General features: G+C 58.9%; 10 protein-coding genes and 4 pseudogenes. 3 read left to right on the top strand and 11 right to left on the bottom strand.

Annotated features, from left to right (window positions below; genetic code table 11):
* Nucleotides 1-1,046: 1,046 nt before the first annotated feature.
* Nucleotides 1,047-1,502, bottom strand: a complete 456-nt coding sequence (locus EOA33_RS00525) for a transposase (protein ID WP_256748481.1) — start codon at nt 1,500-1,502, stop codon at nt 1,047-1,049.
* Between the two features lie 793 nt (nt 1,503-2,295).
* Here EOA33_RS00525 and EOA33_RS00520 point away from each other — a divergent pair.
* The gene (locus tag EOA33_RS00520; protein WP_224570032.1) at nt 2,296-2,811 is read left to right on the top strand and encodes a DUF2285 domain-containing protein; all 516 of its coding nucleotides are present in this window, start codon (nt 2,296-2,298) and stop codon (nt 2,809-2,811) included.
* Nucleotides 2,812-3,597: 786 nt separating this feature from the next.
* On the opposite strand, the gene EOA33_RS00515 is transcribed toward EOA33_RS00520, so the two are convergent.
* The 7 genes and pseudogenes from EOA33_RS00515 to EOA33_RS00485 form a co-directional block, all read right to left on the bottom strand.
* Nucleotides 3,598-5,073, bottom strand: coding sequence for an NAD-dependent succinate-semialdehyde dehydrogenase (locus tag EOA33_RS00515; RefSeq protein WP_095486045.1), 1,476 nt, complete (start codon nt 5,071-5,073; stop codon nt 3,598-3,600).
* A gap of 412 nt (nt 5,074-5,485) precedes the next feature.
* Nucleotides 5,486-6,211 (bottom strand): annotated as a pseudogene (locus EOA33_RS41440) (pitrilysin family protein); the annotation flags it as partial.
* A gap of 549 nt (nt 6,212-6,760) precedes the next feature.
* Nucleotides 6,761-8,060: pseudogene (locus EOA33_RS00505) on the bottom strand (pitrilysin family protein); the annotation flags it as partial.
* Nucleotides 8,061-9,993: 1,933 nt separating this feature from the next.
* Nucleotides 9,994-11,322: a HAMP domain-containing sensor histidine kinase gene (locus tag EOA33_RS00500; RefSeq protein ID WP_126063917.1), complete on the bottom strand. Its 1,329-nt coding sequence runs from the start codon at nt 11,320-11,322 to the stop codon at nt 9,994-9,996.
* Complete coding sequence (locus EOA33_RS00495) at nt 11,319-11,978, bottom strand: response regulator transcription factor (protein WP_024505389.1); 660 nt, start codon at nt 11,976-11,978, stop codon at nt 11,319-11,321. The genes EOA33_RS00500 and EOA33_RS00495 overlap by 4 nt, the downstream gene beginning before the upstream one ends.
* Nucleotides 11,979-12,597: 619 nt before the next feature.
* A pseudogene (locus EOA33_RS00490) lies at nt 12,598-13,030 on the bottom strand (helix-turn-helix domain-containing protein); the annotation flags it as partial.
* 244 nt (nt 13,031-13,274) lie between these two features.
* Entirely contained in the window at nt 13,275-13,733 is a 459-nt protein-coding gene (locus tag EOA33_RS00485) for a response regulator transcription factor (protein WP_224570033.1), read from the bottom strand.
* Nucleotides 13,734-14,487: 754 nt separating this feature from the next.
* Between EOA33_RS00485 and EOA33_RS00480 the strand changes: the two genes are divergently transcribed.
* Entirely contained in the window at nt 14,488-15,609 is a 1,122-nt protein-coding gene (locus EOA33_RS00480; protein ID WP_024505387.1) for a DUF418 domain-containing protein, read from the top strand.
* Between the two features lie 794 nt (nt 15,610-16,403).
* Here the strand turns inward: EOA33_RS00480 and EOA33_RS40125 are convergent.
* Nucleotides 16,404-16,620 (bottom strand): annotated as a pseudogene (locus tag EOA33_RS40125) (transposase); the annotation flags it as partial.
* Nucleotides 16,621-17,144: 524 nt separating this feature from the next.
* On the opposite strand from EOA33_RS40125, the gene EOA33_RS00475 reads away from it, so the two are divergent.
* Complete coding sequence (locus EOA33_RS00475) at nt 17,145-17,357, top strand: cold-shock protein (RefSeq protein WP_008874821.1); 213 nt, start codon at nt 17,145-17,147, stop codon at nt 17,355-17,357.
* A 228-nt stretch (nt 17,358-17,585) separates the two neighbouring features.
* Here the strand turns inward: EOA33_RS00475 and EOA33_RS00470 are convergent, their stop codons facing one another.
* Together EOA33_RS00470 and EOA33_RS00465 are read right to left on the bottom strand one after the other, a co-directional pair.
* On the bottom strand, nt 17,586-18,056 hold the full coding sequence (locus tag EOA33_RS00470) for a MucR family transcriptional regulator (RefSeq protein WP_024505385.1): 471 nt from the start codon (nt 18,054-18,056) through the stop codon (nt 17,586-17,588).
* An 894-nt stretch (nt 18,057-18,950) separates the two neighbouring features.
* On the bottom strand, nt 18,951-19,493 hold the full coding sequence (locus tag EOA33_RS00465; protein WP_081714429.1) for a tetratricopeptide repeat protein: 543 nt from the start codon (nt 19,491-19,493) through the stop codon (nt 18,951-18,953).
* Nucleotides 19,494-19,529: the final 36 nt, after the last annotated feature.

Below are 19,529 nucleotides of genomic sequence, written 5' to 3'. Positions count from 1 at the left end.
ACGATTGTTGCGCCGCATCTTCCGCCCATGCCAGCAGCTACGCCGCCAGAGCGTCATCCGCAGCCTGCTTGATCAGCCATTCGATGTGATTTGACCACATCTGCAACACCTCGCGCTTCTCCTTGACTTTGCTATAGAGATTGTAGATTTCGCCAATGTCTGTCAAGGACGCCGCCTTGTGATTCAGTATGTGCTCGATGACGTGTGGCAATACCTGCCGCCTGCCGAGATTTGTCGCGAGCGTCCTGCGCAGATCGTGAAGGGTCCAGTTCTCCAAAGCCACCCCGTCAGTATTGACCTTGCCGTCTAGAGCCTTCTTGCCCTTCGCGTAGCCTGAGAAGTGGCTTCTTTCGTTGCCCCTCGCAGGGAAAAAAACGTGTCATTGGTCTTCGGTACCGTCTGGGGGACCGACACCGCCAGTGTGGGCAGCGGAATAAGCGTAGGCTCTTCGTTCTTCGTGCGGTCACCCGATAGTTCCATGTTCCGGCTTCAAGGTTGAGGACCAACGCATCGCGGCAACTTCCGTACGCCTCTGTCCGGTCAGAATGAGCAGCTTGACGATGGAGCCGAACGAATAGCCGATATCGCCCGGTTCGGGCTCACAGCCCGTTCATATAGCCGCCAGTTCGGCATCGTTCACCACTCGCTTGCGCTTGACGATCGGGGCCGGATCCGGATTTTCCAATCCCTCGCGGGGAAACCGCGGATGAGCCGTTGCGGCGGTTTGCGACACCAGTTGAAAAATGCCCGCATACACCAGAAGGCCGTGTTAGCCGCTTGCGGGTGACCCCCGGCGACGATCTTCTTGGTGACGTTAGCAATGTCGGTGTCGATCACATGGTGGATAGAGCGACTCCCGAGGGCAGGCACAAGATACCGGTTCAGGCTGGCCTCGACCAGTGCGGTGTTTTGAGGGTCGTTACTCGGCGGCCTGGAGGTGACCGCCATCGCCGTCCTCGGTATCGTCAGCGCTGATATGCGCCTGATCGGCAAGGAAGGCTGGCAGTTCCGATGGAGCTATGCTGGAATTTGGGTGACGAGGCTGATCAAGCGGCGCTCTGCGGCTTCGTTTCGATGACCTGGATTCCGTCCAGGAACCTGGCACCTGCGATGAGTTTCGGCAACTGATTTTGTCCTTTCAATCGTCGCCACTTCCTGGCCGCGGCCAACAGCTTGAAGACCATCAGCTGGGCGGTTTTCGAGGATAGCGAGCCCTTGGTACGCACCGTGCGATAGCGAACGGTTGCAAAGACGCTTTCGATGGGATTGGACGTTCGCAGATGATCCCAGTGTTGGGCGGGGAAATCGTAGAGCGCCAGCGACGCAATATGATCTTTCGTCAGGCAGTCGACCGCCTTGGCATACGCCTCGGCCTCCATCTCGATCGCATGCGCAAGCAATTTGCGCGCGCCGCTGCGAAGTACATCCGTCAGGGTATCATCGATTTCGTCGGGCTGACGAAGGCGAACAATGTGTTGATAGTCTCGTTCATGGCGTATCACTCTCCTTGAGAGGTACTGGCAGGCTTCATCACCCGCCTCGATACGCCGCTCTCCTCAAGCCGCCATCATCCAGTTTCCGCCATGGCTCCCCCTGATTGATCCGCTTCACCTGTGCAACTGCACAGGCTGCCCTAGCGGGGAGATTGGCCTCCAATGGCGAAAGCTTGCCGCAGGAGACCCTCCGATGACCGTGCCTATGGCGCCGCCGCTACGACAACTTGCCGACAAGCAGCGTGCGATCCACTGCCGCGCTACTGCGCCTTCAAGGGACGTCTGGATCGCGACGCAGGAGCCGATGACTGTTACGGGATCAATTCCAGGTCGCGCTGGCCGTCGCTGTGCCAGTTCGACGGTCTGGTGGCAATTTGGGCACATCTTCTGTCGCCGACAGTGGCGATGGCTGACGCTTCAACGAAACGGGGTCTTCGACGTCTGCTGCCTACGCCGATGCTTTGCGAAGTGGCATAATGTTTCGACGCACGCAGGCGCGGGCAGGGGATGTCAGTCATGAATCTCCTGACTGGCGCGGATCAGGCCGATTGGCGGGATGAAAGATCATACGACTACACCGCTGGCCTGACGCTGCGGGAGTGGGCTTGGGAGTTCTTACGCCGCAATCCAGCGTTCCAGCGCGATCTGACCGCTGCGCGCCAGCATTGCAAGACTTGGTCTCTCCAATCCTTTCTCGATATGGTCGCGTCGGCCGGCGACCTGTCACGCTGGGGTGTTCTGTTTCGCGGAGTCTTGTGGCCGCGCTTCGGTCGTATTCTGGTGTCCGCTCTGGTGCGTCCATGTGCTGCCGGTCATTGCGGAACGGTTGCCTGCCTCGTCGCCGACACCGCCGTTCGAACTCTCGGCATTGCCCTGTCGTGCAATCGTCCTGCTGGCGCCCGACAAGAGCCAGCATGTTCTTCTTCGCAATGCGGACCACGCGCTGCAGCTCGCCGTCTCGGGCGCGAATATCCTCCACCCTGTTTGCCTGCATACGCAAGCCATCTGGCCCGCGGTGCTTTTAAAGCATCGACTGAGGGGACTGGAGTGCCTCAATGCTCTCAGTCTAGGGCAACAGTTGCCCCCCCGCTTGTTTGCGCCGGAAAAGCGCGGCGTTCGTTTGTCCTTCGTTCTTCGTGCGCTCGACGGTTCGCTCGCCGGAGCACCTCATCGCGAGCTCGCCGAAGTTCTCATCGGTCAACGGCGCGTCCATGCCGACTGGGCGGATCCTCGCGATCATCTGCGCGACCGCATCCGTCGGGCCGTCTCGCGTGGCCGCGCGCTCATGAATGGTGGCTACAGAGATTTCCTAATTTGAAAAGCGACAGTCCGCGCTGTGCGTCGGTGGATGAACGTTCGCTCGCAGCTGTACCCGTCACCAACAGTTCGCCCGCCGACAGGACTGCATGGCGCCTTGCAAGTGCGCTCTGGTCTAGCTTGTCGATGCCGAAAATGAGATGGGCGAGGGTGCCAAGGCGGTGGTTCATTAGGGCCGGCCTCGACCTGGACGCACATCATTGGTCGGAAAGCGGCGTGCACCGCAATGTCGCCATAGCAGCCAAGATCCTTTGAGTCCGGACCTGCAGTCCTGTTGGACCGGCGGGTGCAACAATATGGAGGGATTTGAGGCCTCACACCGTTCCCTGGTCGACAGCTCGGTCAGACATAGCACCCACCGCTTGATTATGGAAATGGTGTGCCTGGAGTGCAGCGAGTAGCGGCTTGCTGCGCACTGTCCTAAGAATAGCAGTCATGACCCGTCTGGGGTTCTGCAACACGACGATTCAACCGCTTGGGCATTGTCGCATATCCCACAATGTAGAATGCGCAACAGGGCAAAAGCTGATCCATCGGCGGTTTATCAATGCTTTTTGGCTTGGCACGGCACATGCAACGCAATCGGCAAAAGGCGCACGAACTGAGTGGCCCATCGGCCCTAGGAGCGCTGATTTATGCCCTCCCAAGGCATGTCCGGCCCGGCAGCGAGCTCAGTCTCCTGCCGGGCATCCGTGTTTCAGGTCAACGGCGTTTGGAACTTCCAATTAGGTGGCGGCATTGACCGCAGGCCGCCCCCCGGTGGGGCGGAGAGACAGTGCAGCAGGTTTCAAATCCCGCCCATGCAAAGATATTTCATTTCCAGATAGTCCTCGAGGCCATGACGGGAACCCTCCCGCCCGATGCCGGATTGTTTGATCCCGCCAAACGGTGCCGCCTCCGAGGACATGCGTCCCGTGTTGATGCCAACCATGCCATATTCCAGAGCCTCTGCCACACGCCAGACCCGCTTCAGGTTTGAGGCATAGAAGTATGCGGCGAGGCCGTAGATCGTGTCATTGGCCTCGCGCACGACCTGATCCGCATCGTTGAAGCGAATGATCGGCGCGAGCGGCCCGAATGTCTCCTCTTGCGCGACTGCCATGACGCTGGAAATCTCGGTGAGGACCGTGGGTTCGAAAAACGTGCCATTCTTGCCGATACGCTGGCCCCCGCATCGTATTGTGCCGCCTTTCGCAATGGCATCTGCGATGTGAGACTCGATCTTGGCCAGAGCATGCTTGTCGATGAGCGGTCCGATGTCCACTCCGGCATCGAATCCGTCGCCAACCGACAAGTGCCGGATTCTTTCCACGAATTTCTTGACGAACTCATCGTGAACGCTCGATTGGACGTAAATGCGGTTCGCGGAAACGCAGGTCTGGCCGGCATTGCGGAACTTCGCCTGGACCGCACCGTCAACAGCACCGTCAATGTCGGCATCATCGAAGATGATGAAAGGTGCATTGCCGCCGAGTTCAAGGCTGACCTTCTTGATCTGGTCAGAGCACTGACGCATCAGCAGCCGTCCGACCTCCGTCGAACCGGTGAAGCTGATCTTTCGAATCTTGGAATTGGTGCAGAGTTCACGGCCCACGCGATCACCTTCGGACGCATAGATCAGGTTGACCACGCCATCGGGAAAGCCGGCCTGATGGGCGAGGGCGAACATTGCGCCAGCCACAAGCGGCGTCTGTTCAGCGGGCTTGAGCACGATTGTGCAGCCCGCAGCCAAGGCCGGCGAGATTTTGCGCGCCACCATGGAGGCCGGGAAATTCCATGGCGTGATCGTGCCAACAACGCCGATGGGCTGCTTGATCACTAGCATTCGGCGGTCTGTCGAGGGTGCCGAGATCGTCTCCCCATAGACGCGATTGGCCTCTTCGGCATACCATTGCAGATACGCCGCCGCATGCGATACCTCTGAAATGGCTTCGGCAAGCGGCTTGCCCATTTCCGCAGTCAGAATCGCGGCGAGATCGCCTGCATGGTCGATGATCAGCTGATGCCATCGCCAAAGAACGTCGCTACGTTCTCGGGCCGTCAACGCGGCCCATCCCGACTGCGCAACATAGGCCTTGTCTACCGCAGCACGTGTCTCCTCCACGCCCATATCGGGAAGCTCTGCCAAAACTTCGCCGGTCGACGGATTGACGACCTCGAACGTCTTATTGCCAACTGGTCTGCCGAGTGCCGGCAGGCGGTCGATGGCTCCAAACAGGTGCGGGGATTTCAGGCGACGGATCATCGGCAGGCACAGGGGCAATACCGGATTCCTCCTCAACGCAGCGAACATCCAGGTCGACGGGCCGTCAGTGTGTATTCTGCACCAGTGGGTTCGTCGTAGGGCCTCGGCAAAGCAGCTGGTAGACCACGCTAGCCCGATGAAAAGACAGCAGTTTCGTTAGTTTGAGTGCCCGCGGTTCATCAATTGATGGATTAAGCAGTCGGATGTTTGCTTCATCCACCATGCCTGCTGGTGGCGTGCGACTGAATTCTGCAAAAAGGCGGCATACATGCTGAGGAGCGCCATTTCGGCGAGAGGCCGCCGGACCGCCAATGCCGCGCAAGGTCGGCGAAAACGACTCCGCGCGTCTGCATGATCTGCTTGGCCCACGGGCCTCCAACGCTCTTCCCACGAGAAGCCCCGATGAAGAAGGAAGGTGTGATGAGTTTCTTTACTCATCCTTGCCGCCCAGCGGCGGGCCGACCACCAAAATGGCGGGCTCGGCCGAAAGCAGCTTTTTGGCCGCCGCCTTGACCTGTTTGAGCGTCACCCGACCGATGCTGCGGGCGCGACGCTGGTTGTAGTCGACGTCGGCCTTGTGAATCTGCAAATCCAGGAGCCGGTCTGCAATCGAGCGGGTCGAGCCCAGTTGGTCGATGGCATAGGCGCCGATCAGGTGCTTCTTCGCCGCCTTGAGCTCGGCCCCGGTCGGTCCTTGCTGCGCCATCTGCTTTACCACATCTCGCACGATGCTCAGTGTTTGGGCAGCGCAGTCCGAGCGTGTCTCTGTCGTAACCAGAAGCGAGTCAAGGGTTAGTTCAGAGCTGACGTGATAGGCAAGGCCGCGTTTTTGACGTACCTCCTCGTAAAGGCGGGAAGTCAAGTATGAGCCGCCAAGGATGTCGTTCAGCAGCACGGCCGCGTAGAAATCCGGCGCGCTAGGCTTCACGCCAGGCCAGGCCAACGTCAGCGAAGTCTGCGGCAGGTCGTAGTTCTCCTCCACCAGTTGACCGAGTTTCGGCGCGACATCGTAGACGGGGACGAGGGTTTGTTGCTCAGGCAAATCACCAAACAGCTGGTCAAGCCTTTCCCTCAACGTGTTCGCGTCAATGTCACCCACCACGGCAATATGGAGCCCGTCGCGAGCGAAAATGGCCTGGTGGAAGGCGCGGAGGTCGGACGGCGTGATGCCGGGGAGGCTCTCTTTTGTGCCTTCTCCCGGCCTTGAACAAGGATGCGCGCCATAGATCGCGCGCAGCCATTTGCGCTGAGCGATGGCGTTAGGGTCTCGCTCGCTGCCGACGATGCGGGAGACAATCTCGGCGCGGACGCGATCGATCGGCCCCTGCTCGAAGCGCGGCGCGTTCAGCGCGAGCCGAAGCAGGCCGAACGCCGCGTCCTGCTTTTTGGAAAGCATGCACATCGATCCGTAGATGTCGTCGCTTTGCGCGTCCAAACTCATTTCGGCGCCGGCATGGTCGAGCTTCACCTGGAAGGCACCGCTGTCGTAATGGCCAGCGCCTTCGATGAACAGGCCGGCCATCAGTTTGGCCATCCCCTCCTTCCCGACCGGGTCCTGCTTGGTGCCGCCCTTGAAGGCAAAGCCGATGTTGACGATTTCCACTGTGTGGTCCTCCACCAGCCAGGCGATGATGCCCTTTTCGGACTTCACCTCCTGGATGTTCATCGCAGCATGGGGCCGAGCGCCGAGCGTCATCTCTTGATTCTCCGTCTTGGGCAAGAGATAGCCCGTGGTCGAACGGTCGAACGCGAGATAGCGGGCGGCAACTGCTTTGATTTGCTCGGGGGTAACCTTGCGGATGCGATTCGGCCGTTCCTCGACATCCTTCACGGTACCGCCGGTGGCCAGCGTCGAGCCGTAGATGCTGGCGAGCCAGTCCAGGTTGTCTTCCGCAAAGATCATATTGAGCAAATAGTGGTCCTTGGCCTTGCCTAGTTCCTCGTTGCTGACACCATCCTCGGCAATGCGGGCAACTTCGGCAGCGGCCGCCGCTTCGAGATCAGCCAGCTTGGCATCGCCGCGCGGTGCGCCATAGATGGCGAACTTGGTGTCGTCGAGCACAGTGCCCTGGAAATAGACGCGGGCGCTGGAAGCGATACCTTGCTGGACAGCGAGCGCCTGGTAGAGCCGGCCGCGGTTACCGCCGCCGAGAATTTCGGCCAGCAGGTCGAGCGCTTCGGCCTCGCCCGGCTTGGCGGTGTGGTAGGACGGCACCACCCACTGCGTCGAAAAACTGGGCACGCTGACGCGGGCGTCTGAGAGCGTGACGGTGCGCCTGGTGTTCTGCTCGGGCTCAACCGGCCGGATGCGCGGCGGCAGGTCAGGTCCGCGCGCCACCTTGCCATAGGTCTTTTCGGCCAGCGCCCGCACCGTGTCCGGTTCGACATCGCCGGCCACGATCAGCACGGAGGGGCCAGTAGTACTTTTCATAGAAGACGGTGGCGTCGACGCGGTTCAGCTGCTCGATCTCCTGCATCCAGCCGATGATCGGGATGCGATAGGGGTGGTTCTGCCACAGCGTCGCGTCGATCTCCTCATGGAGAACGTCCTGCGGGTTGGTGTCGGTGCTTGAGCGGCGCTCCTCGATGACCACATCGCGCTCGGTCTTGACGACATCGTCGGTCAGGATGAGGTTTCGCATTCGGTCGGCCTCGAAGCTCATCATCAGCTCGAGCGCCGACGGCGCCACTGTCTGATAGAAGGCGGTGTAGTCGGAGGAGGTGAAGGCGTTGTTGGAGCCGCCGATCTCGAACACTGCGCGGTCGAATTCGCCGCCCGCATGGTTGGTCGTCGCCTTGAACATCAGATGCTCGAAGAAATGGGCGATGCCGGATTTGCCCGGCGGCTCGTCGGCGCTGCCGATCTTGTACCACACCATGTGGGTGACGATCGGCGCCCGGTGGTTGGGAATGACGACCACCTCCATGCCGTTGTCGAGCACGAAATCCCTCGCCTTGCCGTCCTCCCATGCGACGGGGATCGGAGCCGGCCCCGCGCCGACCAACTCGGACGCAACGGACGTCCTGCGAAGCCCATGAGTGCGGGGCTTGCTTGGTAGTTCTGGTAGGGAGAGTGGGGTTATGGGCTGCGTTCCTGGCAAAGTGATCTGTTCCTCATTTTGAAGGATCTATGTCTCCCGAACGCCTATTGGGAGAAAGTGGATCGGCACGCGACGCCGAGCCACATGAGCCGTCAGCGTGTTGCTGGGCCTGACGCGAGCCTCATCTTTGGATGCGTCCGGGAAACTTTCGGCATGGTGAGGCCATGGGAAGTCTGCTCGTTATCCATTGGGTGTTTGCGGATACCTGAGCATGCCCCGTGCCAAGTAAGAAAGCCCCGATTCGCAAGGTTTGATCCAACCTTGATACTTGCGATATCCGACATTGTCGGGCATCCGACAGAAAGCGCCTTTCGCCGGCGCGCCGGCTATGACGCTCGCCTCCTCCGGCGTGACGACGATCCTTTGGCGGGCGCCGCGCACACCGATCTGCCCGCCTATCAGCACCGCGACATCGAAGGACAGCGCGATCGTGACTGGATGGGTCTTACGCAAACATGCAGCAGTGCCACCGCGATCAGGACTTCATCCGCCCCACAAAGACCCGAGCGCGAGGGACGACGTGTAAGGCTAATGATGCCGCGCATAAAGAGGTAAGGTCCCTCGTCGTACCGGCGAGCCCCTTCGCTGGGTCTCGCGAGGGTCTGGTTTGCGAACGTCGACCGACAGCATCACGGCATGGGCGGCCCCATCGGTAGGCAAGCATTGACCGTGCCATCAGCGTTGAGGCAGCGCAGAGCCCAATTTCCCGGTGCCAGCCGGTACGTTGGAGCTTCAACTGTGGCCAGCCAAGCGGGCCGAGGCCGTGAAACTCCTGATACCCTGGACCGTCCGGATTGCAACGCACGACGCCTTGGTCTCGCGCCAACGTCCATTGACGCTCAGCGAAGCATCATGCGGACGAGCTGGGAAAGCTTGGCCGGGCCGGCGCCTTCCCAGGCGCATGGGACGCGCGACGACCCATGTGGACCTTGGATTTCACTACGCACTTACGCTGCTTTGGCCTTGTCAGCAGCCTGAGCATAAAGCGTGCTCAGCTTTCAGGGCGAGCCTCTTTCATGTTGATAGCATCTGTCGTCATTCAGGATCGCCCCATTTTCGCATGCCGCTTGCAGCTTTCAGACTGTTGTCAGCCAGGGCCGCCATAAAGGGTCTCGTTTAACGCATTCGGGAGGCTTCATCACTCGACCACATTAATTTCGGGCGGTTCGCCGGCGCTCCGAATGGCACTTAACACCAGATCCTCTCCAAACCCGTGATGATCCAAGAGGAAAACGAAAAATCCCTAAATCATAAAAAAGCACCGATACGGTCGGCTCCAGGCTGATGAAATTGCGGTCTCACTGGCCACGCACGATACTTGCGATGGCGATGGCCATTGCAAAGGCCGGTCAAGCACCCAAGACGCTGACAAGCACGCCTCCGACCAAAGCTCGATCGTTGGCAGCCTTTCTAGCCGTATACTTGGGGCATTTTGGGACGGCGATCCGGACGCCGATTAAAACCTGCCGGTCGTCTAAATGGAATGGTTGGTCCGGGTCCTTACTGGACCCCGCCAACCCGATCGGGCCGGCGCACAGGGGCACCCAGACAATTGGACACGTCGCCTTTGCGCGGCGGCTTGCACTTTCTCGGATGGCCTTTTTTCTCCCCGGGCGAAATCGAGCGAGCGGTGAGGCGGAGCCTTCGATTTTGCCGATCATGTCGTGTCGCTTCGATCGAACTGCTCAGACGATGATAGCGGCATTGATTGCCGCGGCCGAAATGCGTTGTGTGAAGTACGATTTCTACGCCGTATACATACTGCCGTACAGTTCGCCCTGTCAGCAGCCTTGCCAGCAATCCGCCCTGTGTCCAACTGTCGTCGAATTCACCGGTGTCATTGAGGAATTCGTATGATCGCCTCGAAACCATCATTGCGACCGCGGGCGGGCGACGCAAGCTCTAGACTGCCACCGATCCGCTGGATAACCATGTTAGCGATATGTAGACCAAGGCCTGAGCCCGCAGCAGGAGTAGCACCACGACTAAATCGCTTTGTAAGCCCTTCGAGGTCGGGGAGGGGCACCACCGGTCCGGCGTTTGCAATAGCGATGGTTCCATCAGTTTGGACGGAAACTGTTGTCGGAACAGTGGGCAGTCCATGTATCAGCGCATTCTCGATCAGGTTACGAAGGAGGATCCCAAACGCATCGACATCCACTTTGCGCATCAAAGTGGTGCAGCCGTCGACGTTAAGATGCAGGCGTCCGGCATATTGCGGCTTTTTCCTCAGGTCGTCGATTTCCAGCCGAACCGATCGGACAAGATCGATCGCGTGATCCGCCATGCCAACCCCCGATTCGGCTTGAGCGAGCTGAAGCACTTTTTCGACAAGGCGGCCAAGGCTCGACAGCGCTTGCTCGATGCCGCGCGCACGCATTTTGGCCGACCCATTGGGAAGCTCGGCCACTAATCTCTGCATCTGAGCGATTGAACCTGCGATCGGCGTGCGCAGTTCATGCGCACTGTTTGCGGCGAACTCGCGTTCGGCCTCGAGAGCCGCCCGCAGACGATCGAGAAGCCGATTGACGGATGCCGCGATTGGAGCCAACTCTGCCGGGAAATCGCCCAAGTCCATTGGTGACAGATTGCCGCCGTCGCGCGATCCGATCTGCTGTCGCAGTACCTCGATTGGCCGCAGCGAGCGCCGGATCACGATCCACCAAACAGCTAAGCTAAAGGGCAGGAGCACGAGTGTCGGAAGGAAGACAAAAAGTGCGCCCTTCGCGATTGTGGTACGGCGGCCATCAAGCGGTTCGGCCAACTGATGATACACGCCGTCTTGGATCTCCTCTGTGTAGACGCGGTAATCAGCGTTTCCCCAAAAGCCGTTACTCAGGGGAGCATCAGGGAAGGGCTGCTGACCCTCTTCCGGTTCGGAAATAAGCACTACCCCGTACTTATTAATAACCTGCTCACGATAGGTCCAGTACTTTTTATAAGTTGGCAAGTGGTTATTGTATTGATCAACGTGTTTTCCATTCAAGACCTTGATCAGCTCTGGTTCTCTGTACTCTGCGCTCGCCTGGAGCAAGTCATCCGAACTTTCGTTTACATTATTGCAAAAAATGAACGCAGCAATGGTTGGGGCGGCGATCCAAACCAGGAGCGTTGCCCCGCCTAACCACGATATCAGCTTTCTCGTCATGCTGTTCGAGTTCGTCATGTGACCACGAGCCTGTATCCGGAGCCACGCACGGTTGCTATTCTATCCCCGCCGATCTTCTTGCGGAGCCGGCTGACATAAACCTCCACTGTGTTGCTCTCGAACTCCGAATTGAATGAATAAAGCGCGTGCTCGATCCTCCCCTTTGAAACGACCGAACCGGGCCGGCGTAGAAGGCAGTCGAGCACCGCCCATTCGCGTCCAGACAGGTGGACCTCCTGCCCGTCGCGGAAGAGGCGTCGCTCGGCTGCCTGTATGGAAAGCGTCCCAACCGAAAATTGCGGCTCCGGAAAATGCCCTTGGCGACGTGCCACTGCACGGATGCGTGCCGAGAGTTCCCCCAGATCGAACGGCTTGACCAAATAGTCGTCGGCGCCAGCGTTGAGCCCCTCGATGCGGTGCGAAATCCGATCGCGGGCTGTCAGAATGATGACCGGCGTTGTATCAAGCCCCTTGATCAGCTCCCGCAGATAGTCGATGCCATTGCCGTCCGGCAGGTGAACGTCGAGCAAAATAACGTCGTAGCCGGCCACAGCTGCATGACCGCGCGCTCCGGACAGGCCCTCGGCCCAGTCGACCGCGTGGCCACCAGCCACCAAATGATCGTGCACAGCACTTCTAAGGTCGTCGTCGTCTTCAATGAGCAGTATTCGCATCAGGCTGCCGAGCTCCGGTATGAGGGCAAGGCTCCTGCCTTATTGATCGAAGCTGACAGTAGGCTGAACCGGCGCCAGCGAATATCTGGGGGCTTTCAGGCTGCTGTCAGCTACAATTGCAAGAAAGGGGTCGTTAACAAAGCCAAACGAAGAGGCCTTATGAAACCCCTCCTGATCTCGGCACTTTTGCTCAATGTGACCACCGGCGGCTGTACACTGGTTGGCGGGCAATTCGACGTGGCGGTCAACGAATGGCAGCCGCGCCACGCGTCAATGTCCAGGCTTGAAACTGACAGGTGTCTTAAATACGAGGGCACCGTAGCGGGTGCCTCCAGTTATCGAACAGTGCCTAGCAGGTCAGAAGTGCACTTTGACCATAGGGGTCGTCCGTATTTTCGGCGCTCGCGAACAGAGTCGACGGTCAATCGATGCGCCACTGCCAGAGTCTGGAACGGTCAAGTGTTTGTTATCCCCCGTCCGGGCCATATTCTCTGCCGAGGACCAAGAAGGCCCTATTTTCGGTGCCCACGAACAGAGCCAACGGTCAATCGATGCGCCACTGCCAGGGTCTGGAACGGTCAAGTGTTTGTGATCCCCTGTCCCGGCCGTGTTCTCTGCCGAACTCGCCCTTGTAGTCGGCACACCAAAGATCGTTAGGGCGACAGCCGTTTGAAAGTGGTGTCCCCGTCGCCCTGTTGCGCCTGCGCTTGCGGCGCTCGACCATGCCGGCGGTCGAGCACGGCATGCACGGTCGAGATCGCGGGCCGGTGCACATCCGGATACAGCCGGGCCAGCCGCTCGCGTATCTTCGGCGCACCCCATGTCGGCTTGTCTTGCTTGAGGCGCACAATCAGCTTCTCGATTTGAAACGGAAGCTGATTGGCGTGGCGATAGGGCCGCCGCGATCGGTCCGTCAGCCCCTCCAGGCCGCTGTCGTTGTAGCGCGTGAGGATCTTGTAGCCGGTCTTGCGCGAGATATCGAACTCCCGGCAAAGCACCGCCATCTTCTCGCCGTCCAGCAGCCGGGCGACGAACTTCAGCCGCTCTTCCATGACGTTACACTCCTTCCAAGGCACCTTGCTCTCCTTGCAAAGGGCCGAAAGTGTAACCCATCTATCCGGAATGAACTGTCACCCATCTTTCGGGAAGGGCAGTCATGGCCAAGGCAACTGGAAGCCGAATTTTCTTTTAGAGTATGAATCAGCGCCGTCTGCCGAAAAGCGCGTCCACGATCTTCCCTTTTGAAACGACCGTGCAGGGCTGGGGCAGACGGTAGTCGAGCACCGCCCATCCGCGTCAAGTCAGGTAGACCTCCTGCCCGTCGCGGAAGAGGCGTCGCTCGGCTGCCTGTATGGAAAGCGTCCCAACCGAAAATTGCGGCTCCGGAAAATGCCCATGGCGACGTGCCACTGCATGGATACGCGCTGAGAGTTCCCCCAGATCGAACGGCTTGACCAAATAGTCGTCGGCTCCAGCGTTGAAGCCCTCGATGCGATGCGAAATCCGATCGCAGGCTGTCAGAATGATGACCGGTGCCGATTCAAGTTCCTTGATCAGCTCCCGCAGATAGTCGATCCCATTGCCGTCCGGCAGGTGAACGTCGAGCAAAATAAGGTCGTAGCCGACCACAGCTGCATAATCGCGCGCTTCGGACAGGTTCTTGGCCCAGTCGACCGCGTGGCCACCAGCCACCAAATGATCGTGCATAGCACTTCCAAGGTCCTTATCGTCTTCAGTGAGCAGTATTCGCATCATGCTGCCGAGCTCCGGTATGAGGGCAAGGCTCCCATCTTATTGGTCGAAGCTGACAATAGGCTGAACCGGCGGCAGCGAATTATTTGGGGAGCTTTCAGGCTGCTGTCAGCTACAACTTGCAAGAAAGGGGTCGTTAACAAAGCCAAACGAAGAGCCCCTATGAAACCCGTCCTGACCTCGGCACTTTTGCTCAATGTGACCCCCGGCGGCTGCATCAGCAAATTGATTTGGGAAACAGGCGCGCCGGTTCTAATGACCGACGCAGGCCGAGGTCTGGAACAGCTGGACCAGCGAACGGCGTCTTCGGTTTTTCAGGCAACAGCCACATGGAAGAATATGATTGGCTCGACCATGCGCCGAGCTTTGTCGAACGGATTGGTCGCGGGCGCACTACCACAGATTATGGCAGGTTTACGCCCTGGCCTTGACACCCGGGGTGATCGTCACCGGCGGAGCCGCGGCGTACTGATCGGATATCTAACGTCGCTGAGTCTCTCGTCGGTGCAGTGGATCTCTCGGCTTAGCCATCATGCAAAAAACGACGGTTCCGCGACACCACTTTTCAGGTCCGTGACACAGGCTTTGTGAGCCGATCTGTTGTTCTTACCCCAGGCTAATGGCTGAACAGCTCTGTCGCCGGCTCGATGCGCCAGATGGCGCGATGTTTTGAACCCTTTCACGAGGCGACGGCAGCAGCCGACCGGCTCTCCTATCGCGGCTCCCGCGATCCACACACCCAGCAAGGGAATCTACCATGGTAATGAAGGCACCGGTTGCCGACGCTAGGAATGGGTCGGTAGTAGATCGGCTGGTCGGCATCGACCTCGCTCGGGGCCTGGCTGTCTTCGGGATGTATGCCGCCCATCTCGGTCCCGACCCCGGCGAAGGAGGACTAGTCGGGTTTCTGATGGAACTAACCCATGGGCGGCCGTCGGCCCTGTTTGCCGTATTGGCCGGTTTTTCAATCCTCCTGATTACAGGTCGCAAGGCGCCGAAGTCGGGGATAGCTGGTAGACAGGCCATCGCCAGAGTCGCAATTCGTGCCCTTGTTTTGCTCGCGCTTGGCTCAATCCTGGGCTGCCTCGGTACCCAGGTCGAAGTCATCCTAGAATACTACGGAATTTGCTTCTTGTTGGTATTGCCGCTCCATCGGCTCAGCGCATATCAGCTGGGCTTGATCGCTGCCGCTACGGCATTAGTTCTCCCGCAAGTCCGTTCCTCCCTTCTGTCGGTTGCCCCCAACCTCCTCGACCCGGTCTTCAACCTCATGGTCAACGGCTACTATCCCGCGGTGACCTGGGTTCCTTTCCTCATCGCTGGCATGGCCATCGCGCGCCTTAATCTTAATACGCTAGCAGCGCATTGGCGCCTTGGTCTGGCGGGGGTCGCGCTGGCCGTGTTGGGCCATGGGGGATCCTTGCTCGCGCTGAGTTCCCGCGCTTTGACTGAAACCTCCTTGTGGTGGTCTGACGTTGACGGCGCTTTTGAGCCTTCCAAGTCGTCATTTATAGTCAAGTCGTCATGGATAGCCGCACCTCATAGCGAAACGACGCTTTCGATCGTGGGCAGCACCGGTTGCGCAATGATCATCTTGGCGGCTTGCATGCTCGCTGTGGATGCGCTCCCGCGTCTGCGAAAGCTGGTCTGGCCAATAATCGCAGTCGGCTCGATGTCTTTGACGGCCTATGTGCTGCACATTGCGGGAATAGCCTATCTTATGAAGATAAACATTTTCAAAGACGAGAGCCTGTCCACGCTCTTTGGCTTCGTTGTGGTTATCAGCACTTTTGCGGTGCTTTGGCTGCGCGTCTTCCAGCGAGGACCGATGGAAGTGCTGATGGGTAGGGTCGCAGATCTCGCGCGTCACATCCGCTGAGCACCGCCGCGCCCCGGCCTCCCGATCACATTACGGACAAGGTGGGGCTTTGTCCAAAGCTTGTTCGCGGCAGGGGAGGGTACTTCCTCCCACCCTGCCGCCTTGTTGATGGAAGCTAAAACGGTCGCGCAGGCGCTAGAGTTGCATCGGCATAATCAGCTTAAACTCGCGAAGTTAAACCCGCGGTTGGTCTATCTCGGCCCGCCTCACCTGAAAGGCTAAGGTATCCGTTTCGGTCAAGGGTTTTAGGGGCCATTTTCGCTGCGCCTTGAGGAGAGCGTTTGCTAGGATGAGGAGCTTTCGCAACAAGATGATGACCTTTGCGGGTTTGCCTGCCGCCTTTAGCGCCTGGTATTTTGCCTTGAGGTCGGGGTTGAAGCGCAGGGCGAAGGGCCGGGCATGTAGAGGGCCTGGCGAACATTGGCCCGGCCGCCCAGGCGCGGCCGCTCCATTTTGCCGAGGCCGGCGAGGCTTGCGGCCTTTGGTTCCGAGTTCCGGCATGTCGATGGTGAGTGTGCAGGCGGTGGCATCCGATGCGCCATATGCTGGTCAGGATTTCGCGGCGCTGGACAGCGTCGGGATCGGCTTTCATGAGGGTAAGCATCGTCTGATCGATATCGCTGAGTTCACGTGGATCTGCTTCCAGCCACTCGTTGTTGTGGCGCCTGAGCAAGGCAAGCGGTCAAGGTCTGGCTCTGGTGCTGGCTGCGGTGCGATCCCCGCACGGGCCAGGTGCCGATCGTGTCGACGATCCACCTCGCCGCGACCAGAGAGCTGCTACTCTCTTCCGCTGTTCATTCTGGCCTCTTCGCAATGAATGTCATAAAATCACCTGTCGCAATTAATGGTTTTTGATTTGGCTCCAGCAGCTGGCAGATATCGCCGAGAGTTCCGCAGAGAGCGTCGAAAGTTTTGGCCGCCTTCTTCCGCAGCCGCGCCTTGAGTTTTGAGCAGACCTGTCTTGATCGGGTTGAGATCGGGCGAGCATGGCGGCAGGATCAGGAGCCAGTGCCCTTTGGCCAACCAGTGGGCGGCGCGTACCTTGCCGACAATCTGGGGTTCCGAACCCGACAGTTGGTTTTCAACCCGACAGTGGCCCGCCTCAGAGCAGGCTACCGCCCTTCGGAGCAGGCAGAAGCTAATCGAGGTTCGCGGGTTCCGGTTTGAATGTGCAGGTCGCTGCGCGCCTGATCTTTCGGTCTGGCGGCACATGACAAAAACCCTCATTTTGGCCGACGATACCCGGTCAGGAGCGGGTATCGCAGTCGAGAAGCGACCCGAGCACGTCCACAAGATGTGCCGAGTTTGCAAGGTGTGTCATTGTTTCTGTCAACGTTCGAGCGACAGCGCACGACGAAACGTCTGGCATACGCCTCGTCTGGCACGCGCCTCGCATATGTTGCAGTTGCTGCTGGAGATCAGGCGATCGAGTGGGCCTTGCAATTTTCCGATTTTGATGCGCCTAAAGTCTCGTGTACAAATCAGGCTGGCGTGAATGGCCTGCCTAAGTTGCGACTTATTACAAAGGAATGGATATGGCGACTGGAACGGTGAAGTGGTTCAACAGCACGAAGGGTTTTGGTTTTATTCAGCCTGACAACGGCGGTCAGGATGTCTTTGTCCACATTTCCGCTGTTGAACGAGCGGGCCTGTCGACCCTTAATGAGGGCCAGAAGATCAACTACGAGGTGGAACAGGATCGCCGCACGGGAAAGTCCTCTGCAGGCAGCCTCAGCAAGGCTGGCTAACGGTCCGGGAAAGCCTTGGCAAGGTTCGTCATCGCCGGAACGCATTGACGGCTCGAAACCCGGGCCGGAGCATGCAAGTTAATGCCGCGGCAGGGATTGCTGGAGCCATCATGAATTACTCTGGAAATGAGGCTCTTGGACGGGAAAGGCGGGGCTCATCCCCGCCCTTTGATTCCGCGCAGATTGGGCCAACGGCTGCTGCGCGTCCGAACGACTGTTGATACGGATTTAGGCTGCGACCTTCTTGCGGGTCCGTTTCGCCGGCGCCGTGGCTGGGGCTTCCGGCTCTTTCGGTTTGCGGCCGAGTCCCATGGTCTTGGCCAAGGCGGAGCGCGCAGCGGCGTAATTCGGCGCCACCATGGGATAATCCGACGGCAGACCCCATTTGGCGCGATATTCGTCTGGGGTCAGACCATAGTGCGTCGCCAGATGGCGCTTTAGCGATTTGAATTTCTTGCCGTCTTCAAGGCTAATGATGTAGTCCGGTTCGATCGACTTTTTGATCGGGACAGCAGGTTTTTTTACAGGCACAGGCTCTTCTGCCGGTATGAGTCCAGCCGTGCCGTTTAGAGCCCCGTGCACTTGGGCGATCAGGGCAGGAAGCTCCCCCGCCGGGACGGGGTTGTTGGAGACGTAGGCTGATACAACATCGGCAGTGAGCTCGATGAGGATGTCGGTCTTGTGGGGTTCTTCTGTCATAAACTTCTCCGGGCAGCTTGAAACACAGTTGGGCGAAGTGTCGCTTCATAGTGGCGGTTGCCGCTGAAAGCAAATGGATCGACGGGTGCGCTGCTCCTCCACCATTGAAGTCTCGGCGACGCATCCCGTCATCGTCCATCGCTAAAGGCAGCGTATTGAATTATGGGAGCGGTCGCGCCCGCCCCACCATAGCGATACAGCAAGACAATCAAAAAAGCCGGTCTTTGCTTGGCCCCAAATCTTTTCTCCTTTCGTGAACGCTGAGCTGCCAAGCTGCTACAGTTCACCTCGCGGGGCAACCGTGCACAACACAGGAGTCGCCCGAGCGATACATTCTTCACTTGCCGCTTATCAGCGCTGGTGATTGCACTTTGCAGCCTGCCTCCGGACCCGCAGCGCTCACGCTGTTGGTTTTGCGCCTGCAGGCGTCGGAAGTCGGATCGCCGCAGCTAATTTCCTCAGGCGGACGAATTCAACAAATCGATTGTTTGGATCGAAGGCATCCACACCATCGATGCCTCTAGAATAGGATCCAGCTACAATCACCGTGCTGTAATGGCAGGGACGGCCAGCACAAGCGCGACACGATCCGGCGGGTCCATCGCTGCGTTACGTATTCATGGCTACTGCATCGGGCGCTCGGTCGACCGCCTTAAGCCAGGTCGCCGCATTGCGAGACGGTGACCGGCGAGGGAGAGGGCGCTCTGGCAACGAAGCGAGGCGGGTGGCCTTGCGGGTGGCCGCGTGATGTCATCCGGCTCTCCTGCCGATCTCTGCCGGCCAGATCTGGAGCAACTGTTTTGCATAGATATGGCTCTCTTCAGGGGGCCATCTATGATGGGAGCCGAGCGCGTGTTCGAGCCGGGGAACAGGCTGCGCATGCACTGTGCCCACCTATTGCGATCGTGCTAACCTTGGTTGTTTGGACTTGCCGTTAAAGGCAAGCGACAGATTGAAGTTATGCTGCACCATCTGATTGCCTGGCTCGTTTTCGAGAGCTCGCCGATACAGGGCCTGTGCCGCGTCATGCCGCCCCTCAATGTCCAAAATCACGCCCTTCGCATTCAATGCACGTACGTTTCCTGGGGCTGCAACCAAGACGCTGTCGAGCACCTCAACCGCTTCGTGCGGGCGCTTCTGGCCCACCAAGGCATTTGTAAGTCGTATCGCCGCATCAACATTGTCCGGGTGCTGCTTCACCTCATCCCGCAAAGCCCGCTCTTGAACATCCTGACCAACTTCGCGCAAAATGCGTTCGCGCATAGCCGGATCGATTTGATCGGCGCTGAGCAACTCGGGGGAAGATGTCTCCTGCACGGAAAGAGCCGGCTTTTGCCAGCTGGCGCAACCGCCCAAAGGCAGAATGGCGAGTACGGCAAAAAGAAGTGAGTTCCGGCGCAGAAACATAGGCGATGGAGAAACTGTATTACTATTCATGTTATCTCTCAGTTATCGGGGAGGCGCGTGGCGTTC

Origin of the sequence: Mesorhizobium sp. M4A.F.Ca.ET.050.02.1.1 (assembly GCF_003997725.1) — a bacterium.
Lineage (GTDB): Bacteria > Pseudomonadota > Alphaproteobacteria > Rhizobiales > Rhizobiaceae > Mesorhizobium.
The sequence above is the reverse complement of the archived record's forward strand: the minus strand, read 5'-3'. Positions and strand labels throughout refer to the sequence as shown.